This window comes from Nitrosospira sp. Nsp11, from assembly GCF_900142705.1.
Classification (GTDB): Bacteria; Pseudomonadota; Gammaproteobacteria; order Burkholderiales; family Nitrosomonadaceae; genus Nitrosospira.
In genome coordinates, this window is sequence record NZ_FRBV01000001.1 from 534,174 (window position 1) to 547,480 (window position 13,307).

The 13,307-nt window shown below is 51.3% G+C and carries 13 protein-coding genes and 1 tRNA gene; all 14 read right to left on the minus strand.

The window, feature by feature from the left end; genetic code table 11:
• Positions 1–75 precede the first annotated feature (75 nt).
• Positions 76–1,029 carry an RNA polymerase sigma factor RpoS gene (gene rpoS / locus BUA28_RS02645; RefSeq protein WP_072766679.1) on the minus strand — a complete coding sequence of 318 codons (954 nt, stop codon included), beginning with the start codon at positions 1,027–1,029 and terminating at the stop codon, positions 76–78.
• Between the two features lie 7 nt (positions 1,030–1,036).
• Entirely contained in the window at positions 1,037–2,005 is a 969-nt protein-coding gene (locus BUA28_RS02650) for a peptidoglycan DD-metalloendopeptidase family protein (protein WP_256598209.1), read from the minus strand.
• Between the two features lie 107 nt (positions 2,006–2,112).
• Positions 2,113–2,748, minus strand: coding sequence for a protein-L-isoaspartate(D-aspartate) O-methyltransferase (locus BUA28_RS02655; RefSeq protein WP_371130253.1), 636 nt, complete (start codon positions 2,746–2,748; stop codon positions 2,113–2,115).
• A gap of 87 nt (positions 2,749–2,835) precedes the next feature.
• Positions 2,836–3,576, minus strand: coding sequence for a 5'/3'-nucleotidase SurE (gene surE, locus BUA28_RS02660; protein ID WP_072766565.1), 741 nt, complete (start codon positions 3,574–3,576; stop codon positions 2,836–2,838).
• A gap of 107 nt (positions 3,577–3,683) precedes the next feature.
• A tRNA-Pro gene (locus BUA28_RS02665) sits at positions 3,684–3,760 on the minus strand.
• 101 nt (positions 3,761–3,861) lie between these two features.
• On the minus strand, positions 3,862–4,242 hold the full coding sequence (locus BUA28_RS02670) for a MerR family transcriptional regulator (RefSeq protein WP_072766566.1): 381 nt from the start codon (positions 4,240–4,242) through the stop codon (positions 3,862–3,864).
• Positions 4,220–4,528 carry an integration host factor subunit alpha gene (locus tag BUA28_RS02675; protein ID WP_072766567.1) on the minus strand — a complete coding sequence of 103 codons (309 nt, stop codon included), beginning with the start codon at positions 4,526–4,528 and terminating at the stop codon, positions 4,220–4,222. Before BUA28_RS02675 ends, BUA28_RS02670 begins: the two co-directional genes overlap by 23 nt.
• A 342-nt stretch (positions 4,529–4,870) precedes the next feature.
• The gene (gene pheT, locus BUA28_RS02680; protein WP_072766568.1) at positions 4,871–7,249 is read right to left on the minus strand and encodes a phenylalanine--tRNA ligase subunit beta; all 2,379 of its coding nucleotides are present in this window, start codon (positions 7,247–7,249) and stop codon (positions 4,871–4,873) included.
• 273 nt (positions 7,250–7,522) lie between these two features.
• Complete coding sequence (gene pheS / locus BUA28_RS02685; protein ID WP_072766569.1) at positions 7,523–8,548, minus strand: phenylalanine--tRNA ligase subunit alpha; 1,026 nt, start codon at positions 8,546–8,548, stop codon at positions 7,523–7,525.
• A 99-nt stretch (positions 8,549–8,647) separates the two neighbouring features.
• Positions 8,648–9,007, minus strand: coding sequence for a 50S ribosomal protein L20 (gene rplT / locus BUA28_RS02690; RefSeq protein ID WP_072766570.1), 360 nt, complete (start codon positions 9,005–9,007; stop codon positions 8,648–8,650).
• An 11-nt stretch (positions 9,008–9,018) separates the two neighbouring features.
• Complete coding sequence (rpmI, locus tag BUA28_RS02695) at positions 9,019–9,216, minus strand: 50S ribosomal protein L35 (protein WP_072766571.1); 198 nt, start codon at positions 9,214–9,216, stop codon at positions 9,019–9,021.
• A gap of 201 nt (positions 9,217–9,417) precedes the next feature.
• Positions 9,418–10,008: a translation initiation factor IF-3 gene (gene infC, locus BUA28_RS02700; RefSeq protein WP_371130291.1), complete on the minus strand. Its 591-nt coding sequence runs from the start codon at positions 10,006–10,008 to the stop codon at positions 9,418–9,420.
• Positions 10,009–10,028: 20 nt separating this feature from the next.
• Positions 10,029–11,945, minus strand: coding sequence for a threonine--tRNA ligase (gene thrS / locus BUA28_RS02705; RefSeq protein WP_072766573.1), 1,917 nt, complete (start codon positions 11,943–11,945; stop codon positions 10,029–10,031).
• 384 nt (positions 11,946–12,329) lie between these two features.
• Complete coding sequence (locus BUA28_RS02710) at positions 12,330–13,301, minus strand: PstS family phosphate ABC transporter substrate-binding protein (protein ID WP_256325421.1); 972 nt, start codon at positions 13,299–13,301, stop codon at positions 12,330–12,332.
• Positions 13,302–13,307 lie beyond the last annotated feature (6 nt).

Here is a 13,307-nt window from a genome sequence, read left to right on the forward strand (position 1 = left end):
GTTTACCACATCTTTAAAAAGATCCTGGTCCTTCAATCTAAAAAATACCAGAACTGGAAAAACTGAAATCTAGAACTAGAACACCCCATCCCTGGATACCCCATCGCACCTTAGCATTACCCGTAATGTCTGCAGTGCTTCCAACTGAATCTGGCGCACGCGTTCCCGCGTGAGATCGAGATTCGTCGCCAGTTGTTCCAGTGTCTGGATTTCGTATCCGTTAAGGCCGTAGCGCTTTTCAATGATGAGTCTTTGCTTGTCATTCAGCCGGTTCAGCCATTCCTGGATGCGACATTTGATCTCGGATTGTTCCATCATATGGTCGGGGCCGGGATTATTATCGTCGGCGATGGCATCACCAATGGACAATGATGGATCGACATCAAGAGGCGCATCCAATGACATCATGCTCATGTTCAAGGACAACATTCTTTGCACTTCCTTGATCGGCCGTCCTAGTAAATGCGCTATATCCTCCGGTTTGGGTTCCTTTCCCGTATGCGCTTCCAGATGACGAGCGGCGTGTAAAATGATATTCAAGTCTTTGATGACATGCACCGGCAAACGGATAGTTCGCGACTGATTCATAATGCACCGTTCGATGTTCTGCCGTATCCACCACGTCGCGTATGTCGAAAAACGAAATCCACGCTCCGGGTCGAACTTGTCCAGTGCATGCATCATGCCCATATTTCCTTCTTCGATCAGGTCCAGTAACGCGACGCCATGCTTGGTATAGTGTTTTGCTATATTGACCACCAAGCGCAGGTTGCATTCGATCATTTTCTGACGCGCATCAAAATCATTCTGCCTGACCAGGCGTGTCAATTTCGCCTCTTCCTTCGCACTCAACAGCGCGTTGTGGCCGATATCATTGAAGTAGATCTGGGTGACATCAGTCAGGAGGAAGTCGCTGGGAGGCTCGGCGGCAGCGCTGGAGGGCGCTTCGGAAATCTCAAGGGCATCATCGGGGTCCGCAACATCTGTCTTGTCATAGGACTCCTCGTCGGGATACTGTAGCTGATTCATCATGGGCTCATCCTGATATTCCGGGTAAATGCTTCAAGGGGTCAACCGGTTTTCCATTCTTGCGAATTTCAAAATGAAGTTTCACCAGACTCGCATCGCTATTTCCCATCTCGGCGATTTTCTCGCCTTTTACTACTGTTTGTCCTTCTTTCACCAGGATTTTGCTGTTGTGAGCATAGGCGCTGAGATAAGTATTGTTATGCTTGATAATGATAAGCTTGCCGTAACCGCGCAACCCGGCGCCGCTATAGACCACCTTGCCATTAGCAGATGCGGTTACCGCTTGTCCGGCAGTGCCTGAAATATCGATCCCTTTGGAACTTTCCGAGAAAACGCCCAATATCTTGCCCCTGGTTGGCCAGATCCAGTCGACGCGATCGCCGTCATTGAGTTCTTCTGAAGCTGGAGGTATCGGATTAATTTCGGTACCGGTATTCTTCTCGGTCATCGGATCGGCTTTTACCGGCGCCACCAAGGGAGGTGCGCCCGGTAAGCCTTTCAATTGCGCGACGGCCTGATCCGAATAAGGTAGTTTGAACGCCCTGGGTTCTGTTTTCAGCTTATCCGTGTTGGCCTGAGGTTTTGCTCCGATTGGGGAGACGATGAAAGGTGTGGTTACGGCCCGGGATGGCAGCGTGGTTTCCCGGATGGGAAATAACGATGGCTGTGCCAGCAGGGAAGGCGAGGATAAGTAAAGTTGCTGTCCAACATGAATGGCGCCCGGATCCGTAATGTCATTCCATTCCGCCAAACTCTTCTGGTCGATGCCATGGCTCAGCGCGATGCTGTATAGCGTGTCACCTTTTTTTATGATATATGCATCGGGTCGACGAACGGACACCTCGGGCTTGGCATTTTCCGCTTCTACCGTGGCGCTATCGACTACCGGCGCGCGATAAGGCGTGGATTCACAACCCGTCATTAAAAGGCATAAAACGAGAAGCGAGCAATAGGCTGAAGAAAAAAAACTGCTCATACAAAATGAACGACATCCCCTGAAAATTTCGCGGCATGATGAATCACTGTTCAAATGCTTCTGCCTGATCCTGGCATGCCTCATTCCCGTCTCTTATTTTGCATCGTTTAACGTTTCCAGATTCCGGGTAATATCGGGACAAACCTGACCTCGTCAAGCATTGTCTCAGTATAACCCTGCAAATTACGTTCGATAACGCACAGATACTGATCCTGGCTTCCCTTGGGAAAAACTATTCTGCCGCGAATCGCTAATTGTTCAAGTAACGTTGCTGGAATATGCGTAGCCGCAGCGGTAAAAATAATGCCATCGAACGGTGCGGACTCGGGCAACCCGAGCAAACCGTCAGCATGCTTCAGGCGGACATTGTTGAGGCGCAATTGCCGTAAACGTGTGCGGGTGCGGGTAAGCAAGGGCCCGACTCTCTCGATCGAATAAACCTCGCGGGCAAACTGCGCCAGCACAGCCGTCTGGTAGCCGCAGCCCGAGCCAATCTCAAGCACCTTGTCTATGCCCGAACCCGCGCGCAGCAGCTCACTCATGCGCGCTACGGTAAATGGACTCGAAATGGTCTGACCAAAATTGATAGGCAATGCCACATCGTCATAAGCACGGTTTGCCAGGACCTCCTCGACAAAGATGTGGCGGGGGACGACGTTCATTGCCGCCAGCACCACTTCATCAACGATGCCTCGCGCTCTCAGACGCTCGATCATGCGCGCACGAGTACGCGCCGACGTCATGCCGATACCGGAGTAGTGGATGTTCAAATTAGCTATACCTTGAACAGGCGGTGTTCAACCATGCACAATAACCAAAACGCTGCGCTGCTATTTCAACCACTCTTTTACTGCATCCAACTGCCCATATCGTGTCAAGTCGATTTGCAGCGGAGTCACCGATACACGGTTACGCTGAATGGCAAGAAAATCCGTGCCCTCTCCCGCATCCTGAGCAGGCCCGGCTGCGCCTACCCAGTAGACTGTATTCCCGCGCGGGCTCTGCGATTTGATTACGGGCTCCGCCTTATGCCGGCGGCCAAGCCGGGTAACCTCGATGCCTTGCAATTCATCGTACGGTATGTCGGGTACATTGATGTTAAGCAATACTGTCCCGTGAAGCTTGTCGTTTTGGAAACGTTGTACTACTTCAGTCGCTATACGTGCGGCGGTGGAGAAATTACCGGTGGAAAAGCTGGCAAGAGAAATGGCAATAGAAGGAATGCCCAGCAAGAACCCCTCCGTGGCAGCAGCTACGGTACCGGAATAAATCGTATCGTCACCCATGTTGGCGCCATCATTTATCCCCGACACCACCATGTCCGGCAATGTGTCGAGCATGCCGGTGACCGCCAGATGCACGCAATCCGTTGGCGTACCGTTGACATAAAAAAACCCATTATGGGACTTGCGGAGACTCAGGGGCCGATCGAGCGTAAGAGAGTTGCTGGCGCCACTCCGGTCGCGTTCCGGCGCAACTACGATGATATCTGCAATAACGGAAAGCGCTTCGGCGAGACAGGCGAGGCCTGGCGCAAAATACCCATCGTCGTTACTGAGCAATATGCGCATTCGAACAGTTACCCAAGTGATTTTTTAGCTTATCGGGAGAAAAACATTCGCAAACGGTGCTGATAAGCCCGTAATATCCGACAGAATCAATCAATCCGTAACTTGATTGGTCGGGGCGAGAGGATTTGAACCTCCGACCACTTGCACCCCATGCAAGTACGCTACCAGGCTGCGCTACGCCCCGAACGTGGAATTATAACAACAAGCCACGAGGTAAGGAACCTTAGAAATTGCTATTGCTGTTTTGTGAACCGTAGAGCGAGAGAGCGGGACTACGGAAATGGATCAAGATCGAAGTAAAGACACAACACTTTTGATTTCGTCTCTCAATAGCGCCAGATCGACTGATGAGGAATGCGGAGCAACCGAATCGGGAACAGAAAGGGCTGCCTCGACCATATTTTGCCCCAAACGGCTGCGAGCCCCATGAATGGTGAAGCCGTGCTCGTAGAGCAACTCCCGGATGCGGCGAATCAGCAACACCTCATGGCGCTGATAATAGCGGCGGTTGCCGCGCCGCTTGACGGGCTTCAGCTGTGTAAATTCCTGTTCCCAATACCGCAATACATGTGGCTTGACGCCACATAACTCGCTAACCTCGCCAATGGTGAAATAACGCTTAGCCGGAATGGGCGGCAAAGCGTTACTCGGCGTTACGTTTTCCATCCTGATTCTTTTCCACCATTGCCTTCAATTTCTGGCTGGCGTGAAAAGTGACGACTCTTCTGGCGGTAATAGGAATCTCTTCACCTGTCTTGGGGTTGCGACCAGGACGTTGCGGTTTGTCGCGCAGCTGGAAATTGCCAAAACCGGAAAGTTTGACGCCATCGCCGTTTTGCAGGGCGACGCGAACCTCCTCGTAAAAGGATTCCACCATGTCTTTGGCTTCGCGCTTGTTGAATCCAACTTTTTCAAAAAGCAAATCCGCCAGCTCGGCCTTTGTTAAGGTCATAGTCTCCCTCACCTGTTTAGTTACTTTCAAACCTGGTAGCCTCTGAATAATTTCCGGGGAGCACTCAGTTGCCAGCTGAGTTGGCAAAAAGAAGATCACAAGACGCCATGATGGCCTATGGCCTGCAAGCATAACAGCGAGTATTCGCTTCACTGACGCAGGCTCGGACGGCTCGGCCTTATATGGCTGTGGTGAAGCCGAATCATTCGCACACTCCGCCTTCGGCCATCGTCTCTCCACCTCGGGATCTCTACGAATTCGGCACCACTGCGGATCACTACCGTCTCGCTGGCGCCGCAGTCGCCGGCTGATACATAGCCCCTGATAATTCTCCTGCTTTTATCAGCTGCGGAGCTTTGCCCCGAACTGATTCTGCAAAACATTTATCAACTGTGCGACAACCCGATCTGCTTCCGCATCGGTTAACGTTTTTTGAGTATCTTGTAATAACATACGGAATGCAAGACTTTTTTTGCCGTTTTCCATACCTTTGCCATGATACACATCAAACAGGGAAATTTCCGAAATAACGGCCAATTTCTCGGCGTACATGCAGTTCAGCATTGCCTGAACGCGAACATCCTCCGGTACCACCACGGCAATATCCCGCCGTATGGGTGGATATTTCGAAATCTCTGCCGCGTTCGGCAGGGTTCGTGCCATTATGCTTGCCGCCTCCAACTCGAACAGCACAACCGATTTGGGCAAGCCAAATTTTTGCTGCCAGCGAGGGTGAAGCTCTCCCACATAGCCGGCGATTTTGCTATCCACGCGGATCAGAGCGGATTTCCCGGGATGCAGCGCCGGGTGGGGCGCCGCTTCGACTTCAACTGCTGCTGGGAAAAATAGCGCTTCGATATCTGCTTTTACATCATAAAAATCCACCGCGCGCGCGCGCTCGCCCCACTGCTCAGTCATTGCATCTCCGTAGCAAAGGCCGGCTAATTTTTCATGTTGCGCGTAGACCTCGCCGCTTTTTTCGAAGCAACCTCCAATTTCAAATAGACGTATTCTTGTCTGCTTACGGTTGAGGTTGAATTGCAGGTTCGATATAAGGCCGCCGATCAGGCTGCTGCGCATTACCGCTAACTGATTGGAAAGGGGGTTTTTCAATGCTACCGGCGCGGTGTTGCCTGCCAGCTCCAACTCCCAGGAGGCATCTACAAAAGCATAATTGATGACTTCCTGGTAATCCCGCCCTGTCATGCTTTCCCTCAACCGTGCGAGGGATTTTAACATTTCAGGCGCAGGCAGCATGCCCAGTTTCATCTGGGGCAAGGTAGCGGGTATAAAATTGTAACCGTGTATGCGCGCCAGTTCTTCGATCAGGTCTTCCTCGATGGCAAGATCGAAGCGGTAAGTCGGGGGCGTAACCTGGAAGACATCGCCCACCACGGAAAAGCTGAATTGCAGGCGGCGAAATAATTCGGCGATTCTGGCTTCACCAAGATCTATGCCCAGAACTCTTCGGGTCCGTTCCACGCGAAGGCGGATGGGGTCGCGTTGCGGCAACTTGCCTCTGATCTCGGTAATCGGCCCCGTCTCACCGCCGCAAATATCCAGGATCAAACCCGTTGCGCGCTCCATCGCGTCGCGTGTCGCGCCAAAATCGACGCCCCGCTCAAAGCGATACGCTGAATCCGAACTAAACCCGAGGGAAAATGATTTGCCGGAGATCACCTCAGGGCTGAAAAAAGCGCTTTCCAGAAATATATCGGTTGCCCCTTGAACCACTCCACTTTCATCCCCACCCATGATACCGGCGAGCGCCAACGGCTTGACCTCATCCGCTATGACCAGCATGCCGGGTTGCAGCATAAGGTCTTCGCCGTTCAATAATTTGAGCCTTTCGCCGGGCTTGGCATAACGTACATGAATTGAGCCCCTGAGGGCACCCGCAATCTTTGCGAGATCGAAAGCATGGAGAGGCTGACCGATCTCCAGCATTACGTAATTGGTTATGTCCACCACAGCGTTGATCGAACGCAGGCCGCTACGTTCCAGGCGACGAAGTATCCACTGAGGAGTGGGAACATCGAGAGAAACGCCACGTACCACTCTGCCACAATAAAGCGGGCAAGCGTCCGGGGCGTCGACTTGTATCGTCAGGGCGTCATTCAACTGACCTTTAATCGGCTTGATCGTTAACGGCTTGAGATCTTCGGAAGTAATGGCGGCCACTTCCCGAGCAACACCACCTAACCCAAGGCAATCTCCGCGATTGGGTGTCAGCTTGAGTGTAAGGAGTTTGTCCTCGAGTTCGTAATGATGCCGAAAATCCATACCGGTTGGCGCACTATCCGGAAGCAGCAATAAACCGGCAGAGACTTCTTCCAAGCCCAGTTCCTTCGCTGAACATAACATTCCGGCGGATTCAATTCCACGTATCCTCGTCCGTTTAATGGTAAGACCCGGCAGTTCCGCGCCCTCCAGCGCACATGGCACCTTTACTCCGGAATGGACATTCACTGCACCACAGACAATCTGTAGCGGCTCAGCCGATTCCATCGAATCCGTGTTGACCTTGCAAACATAAAGATGATCTGCATCCGGATGTCTATGCACGGATAGCACTTCAGCCACCACTACCTTGCTAAAGGCCGGCGCGACCGGTTCAATAGCCTCAACTTCCAGGCCGGCCATGGTTAGCGCCTGAGCAAGGTTGCCTGTCGATAACGGCGGGTTAACGAAAGTGCGAAGCCAATTTTCTGAAAATTTCATTTGAATTTATTCTCTTTGCGGAAGAGGCAGATCCGATGTCCTTGAGGTTGTCTTTCCTGAATCAAGGACCACGAGATATCCTGTTGGGCGATTATCGCTTATCCGCTTTCGCGCTGTTCATGCTTTGCGCCCAAGGGCTCGCGTAACTTTCCCGCTATTCAGTATATTCGCAGGGGTATTCGCGCCGTAAAGCGGGGTTCGCTTTCGTGCCTCTCAGATTGGATTACTAATTTGAGGCGTGCAAAACGCTATTTCGGTATTCCCGTTGTTCTTTTAATTAAACTGTTTCAAAAATCGTAAATCATTTTCGAAAAACAACCGTAAATCGCTCACACCATACCGCAGCATTGCCAATCGCTCGACCCCCAACCCAAATGCGAAACCAATATATTTTTCGCTGTTTATGCCAACATGCTCGAGAACGTTAGGATGCACCATTCCGCACCCCAGCACTTCCAGCCATCCGGTATGACCGCATATGCGGCAACCGTTTTCGCATTTCACGCAGCGGATATCCATTTCAGCCGAAGGCTCGGTAAACGGAAAAAAAGAAGCACGGAAGCGCACCGGCAAATCGTCCCGTTCAAAAAATTGTTGCATGAAATCGGCCAGCACTCCTTTTAACGCCGAAAAGTTGGCATTTTCATCCACCCATAGGCCTTCCACCTGATGGAACATGGGAGTATGAGTCAAATCAGAGTCGCAACGATATACTCTTCCTGGCGCGATCACCTTTAGGGGCGGCTGCTTTTTTTCCATATAGCGGATTTGAACCGGCGAAGTATGTGTACGCAGCAAATGCCTGCCGGCCCCATCATCGACGTAAAAGGTATCGTGCATGGCACGCGCCGGATGATTCTCCGGAATATTAAGCGCGGTGAAATTGTAAAAATCGGTTTCGATCTCGGGACCCGTTGCTACGGTAAACCCGATGGAATGGAATAGTGACTGGATGCGTTCCAGGGTCCGCGTTATCGGATGCAGACCACCCATTCCCAAACCGCGCCCTGGCAGCGTCACATCCAGCGCTTCTTCAAGTAACTGCGCCTCAAGTTTTTTTTCTTGTATCGTATCCCGGCGAAAATTAAGTGCCGCTTCCAATGTTTCCTTCGCCTGGTTTATGCGATGTCCCACGGCAGGACGCTCTTCCGGCGGGAGCTTGCCCAATCCCTTCAGTAATTCCGTCAGGCGGCCATTCCGGCCCAAATAGCGTGCCTTGGCTTGCTCCAGCTCGACAATTTCATCCGTACCATTGAAGAGATCAACGGCTTCACTGATAAGGTGATCCAGATTAGTCATAAGCAATCGAAATGGGATGGGTTACCGAATCCAAACAAGAAAAAAGGAGGCAAGGCGTCTCTGCCTTTAACCTCCTCGCAGCGGTTTTTGCTACTATTGTTATACGGTCAGGCTGGCTTTGGCCTGCTCAACTATTTTCGCAAAAGCCGGCTTATCAAATACAGCAATATCAGCCAGAACCTTGCGGTCCACTTCAATCGCGGCTTTCCTCAAACCGTTCATGAAAACGCTGTAGGATAACCCGCATTCCCTGGCAGCAGCGTTGATACGAGCAATCCACAAAGCCCGAAACTGGCGTTTCTTCTGGCGGCGGTCGCGGTATGCATATTGCCCCGCTTTCATCACCGCTTCCTTGGCAATACGATAAACGTTTTTTCGGCGGCCCCGATAGCCTTTCGCCAGATCGAGGACTTTTTTGTGACGAGCGTGAGCCGTTACACCACGTTTTACTCTTGGCATCTCAGTCTCTCCTAGGCGTAAGGCAACATGGCACGCACGGATGGCGCATCACTGCAATGAACGCCCACGGTTCCCCGCAACTGACGTTTGCTTTTCGTGCTTTTCTTGGTAAGTATATGACGTTTGAACGCTTGCGCACGCTTGACGCTGCCGCCCGCTCGCACCGTGAAGCGCTTTGCGGCCCCACTTTTTGTTTTCATCTTTGGCATTGCATTACTCCTGCTTTAACATGACGCCGGGTGTTTCCTGATCGGAACACTTTAAACCCGGAGATCACTTGTTTTTCGAATGGCGCAATATCACACCGGTGCCCACTTTTGCGTTATCTGATTCACGCTTGGATAAGCGGTCCTGCTATCCTCTCTCCAACTTCCTGCTGCTGCGCTATACAGTCAGGCGAGTTTCTGCCCTTAATCGGGGGCTACATCAGTTTCCGTAGCCACCTTTGGCTTTGCTTCCTTTGGCTTGACTGCTACTTCTTTCTTTCGGGGAGACAGCACCATCACCATTTGCCGTCCTTCCATCCGGGGAAACTGCTCAACCACCGCATGCGGCTCCAGATCATCTCTGACGCGCTCAAGCAGACGCACACCAAATTCCTGATGCGCCATTTCACGTCCGCGAAACCGTAACGTGATCTTGGCCTTATCGCCTTCTTCAAGAAAACTGATCAGGTTACGCAGCTTGATGTTGTAATCGCCCTCGTCCGTGTTGGGCCGGAACTTGACTTCCTTGATCTGGATTTGCTTCTGCTTGAGCTTGGCTTCGTGTTTTTTCTTGCTCTCCTGATAACGAAACTTGCCATAATCCATCAGCCGGCACACGGGGGGACGAGCGGTGGGGGCGATTTCAACCAAATCGACCTCGGCTTCCTCCGCCAAAGTGTTAGCGGCCGCCAACGCGACTATACCTATTTGCTCTCCATCTACACCAATCAAGCGCACTTCGGGCGCGTTAATCTCCTGATTGATACGGGCTGCTTTTTCTTGAACTATAGTAATTCCCCAAATGTGTTAATAAATTAAACCTCACCCGCTCTCAGGCATATCTCTGCTTTAAGCCGTTCTATCAGCATCGGCAAAGACATCTGACCGAGATCGGAGCCTACCCGTGTTCGTACTGAAACCGTTTGTGCAGCCACTTCCTTCTCCCCCACGATGATTTGGTAGGGTAACTTTTGTAAACTATGTTCTCGTATTTTATAAGTTATTTTCTCATTTCTCAAGTCCGCACACGCCCGTATGCCATTATGCTTGAGCTCGTCGGCTACTTTCCGGGCATATTCTGCTTGTCCCTGAGAAATATTCAATACTACCGCCTGGTCCGGCGCAAGCCAAAGTGGCAAGGCGCCTGCATAATTTTCCAGAATAATGCCAATGAAACGCTCCAATGATCCGAGAATCGCCCGGTGAAGCATGACTGGAACCCGACGGGAGTTATCCTCGGCCACAAATTCGGCATCTAATCGCCCCGGCATTGAAAAATCAAGCTGGAGAGTACCGCACTGCCACAAACGGCCGATGCTATCCTTGAGCGAAAACTCGATTTTAGGTCCGTAGAAGGCGCCTTCGCCAGGTTGCAGCTCCCATATGAGCTTCTTGTGATCCAATGCAGCTTGCAATGCGGCTTCCGCCTTATCCCACTGCGCCTCCGATCCCACGCGTTTTTGAGGACGGGTTGAAAGCTTGACCAGAATCTCATCAAAGCCGAAATCGGTATAAACCTTTTGCAACAGGTCAATAAATTGGATCACCTCATCCTGTACCTGGGCCTCGGTACAGAAAATGTGCGCGTCGTCCTGAGTAAACGCTCGCACTCGCATAATGCCATGCAAAGCGCCGGATGGTTCATTCCGATGACACGAACCAAATTCCGCCAGACGCAACGGCAGGTCCCGATAGCTTTTCAGTCCCTGCTTGAACACTTGGACATGCCCAGGGCAGTTCATGGGCTTGACCGAAAATTCACGCTCTTCCGATTGGGTGATAAACATATTTTCGCGGAAATTTTCCCAGTGCCCTGATCGCTCCCATAGACCTTTATCCAATACTGAGGGCGTGCGGATTTCCTGATAACCGTTATTGCGGAATATTTCCCGCATGTACTGCTCTATCTCCTGCCATATGATCCAGCCCTTGGGATGCCAGAATACCATACCCGGTGCTTCTTCCTGAATATGAAACAAATCCAGTTGCTTGCCGAGTTTACGGTGATCACGCTTTTCCGCTTCCTCAAGGCGACGCAGATAGGTGTCCTGATCTTCCTTTTTGGCCCAGGCGGTGCCATAAATTCGCTGTAACATCTCATTGTGCGAGTCGCCGCGCCAATAAGCTCCCGCAAGCTTCATCAGCTTGAAAACCTTGAGCCTTGATGTGGCAGGCACATGCGGGCCCCGGCATAGATCGGTAAAGTTTCCCTGGGAATAGAGCGAAACTTCCTCATTGCCGGGAATGCTCTCGATGATCTGCGCCTTGTAGTGCTCGCCCTGTTTCTTGAAAAAATTGATTGCCTGGGGACGCTCCCAAACTTTACGCTCAACTTTCAGGTTGCGTGCGCTGATTTCCCCCATACGTTTTTCAATTGCTGCCAGATCATCCGGCGTGAATGGACGGTGAAAGGAAAAATCATAATAAAAGCCGTCGTCAATCACGGGTCCAATGGTTACCTGCGCTTCCGGAAACAACTCTTTCACTGCATGCGCCAGCAGGTGGGCGCTGGAGTGACGGATAATTTCCAGCCCTTCCGCGTCCTTTTCAGTGATGATCGTCAAGTCGCTATCAGTTTCGATGGTGCTGGACATATCCACCAGCTTGCCATTCACTTTGCCGGCCAGCGCGGCTCGAGCCAGTCCTGCACCAATCGATGCCGCGACGTCGCCAACCGTCACCGGGTGGTCATACCTGCGTTCCGATCCATCCGGTAAACGAATGACAGTCACGACTTATTCCTTTTTAAAAGATATGAAATTACACAAACGATAAAAATTTTACAGGAATCAAAGTTCTTTCACTGCTTATGGCTCCAAGAGCCTATTTTCCCATATATTTGCGTCCGCGCCCAATTTGCCTCATGCAATAAGACAAAGTCGTAACGAGTGGAATAAGTGAGCTCCAGCCCTGGACGCAGGGCAATTTCCGTAGAGGAACTGCTCCAGTTCCAGAGCTTGGGAAAACCGGGAAAGAGGGGAAAACGAAACGCTAGGACAGGTGCGGTTGGGCGGGTACCAGTGATGTTCAGCAAATCCGTTTGTTTCTACCGAATCTGCCGCGGGTCTTACATCACCTCAACCCATCCGCGATCTGATGCTCCACTATATGTGGAATTATAGACTGGTCTCGCGATTGAGTACTTCTTCAATTCTGAGATTCACTTCGGGTTTGCCCCCAAACACAGTTCCTACCTTCTTTTCGGCAAAATGCTTCAGGTTGGTGGCATAGGCCTGAGCCGGCAGGGAAAAGAATTTAACTTCCTGCACCAGCGCAGGCGCATTTTTCATGTAAAACTCAATAAGCTGTCTGACTTCAGGCCGCTCTGCCGACTTGATGTTCACATAGATGAAAACAGGGCGGGACAGCGGCTGATAAGTTCCGTCCTCCACGGTCTGGGCGGATGGAACGACAGCGCCCTTACCTGCGTCAATGGCGACTACCTTGAGTTTTTTCTTATTTTCGGCGTAGTAGGCAAAACCAAAAAATCCGAGGCCGTTCTTGTCGCTAGCTACTCCTTGCACTAACACATTGTCATCCTCGGATGCGGTAAAATCCCCACGGCTCGACTTGGCTTTACCAACAATGGCTTCCGTAAAATAGTCGAAAGTACCCGAATCGGCGCCCGCACCGTAGAGCTTTATCGTTTCATCGGGCCATGTTGGATTCACCTGGCTCCACTTGGTGATTTTGCCCTGCGCCGCAGGCTCCCAAATCTTCTTTAACTCTGCGACAGTAATCGTTTTACTCCAGTCGTTCTTGGGATTCACTACTACAGTCAGCGCATCAAATGCGATCGGCATTTCGACATATTGGATGCCCATTTTTTTGCAGTCGTCCATTTCCTTTTTCAGAATTGGGCGCGACGCGTTGACGATGTCCGTTTCACCACGGCAGAATTTCTTGAAGCCCCCACCAGTCCCTGAAATGCCCACCGTCACTTTAACCGCACCTTTTCTTTCCTTCTGAAAATCTTCGGCCACTGCTTCAGTAATGGGATAGACAGTGCTGGAACCATCGATTTTCACGATTGCATCGGCCCCCGCAATACCGTTGATACTGATCAATCCGGCAAATACGACAGACATTCCCAG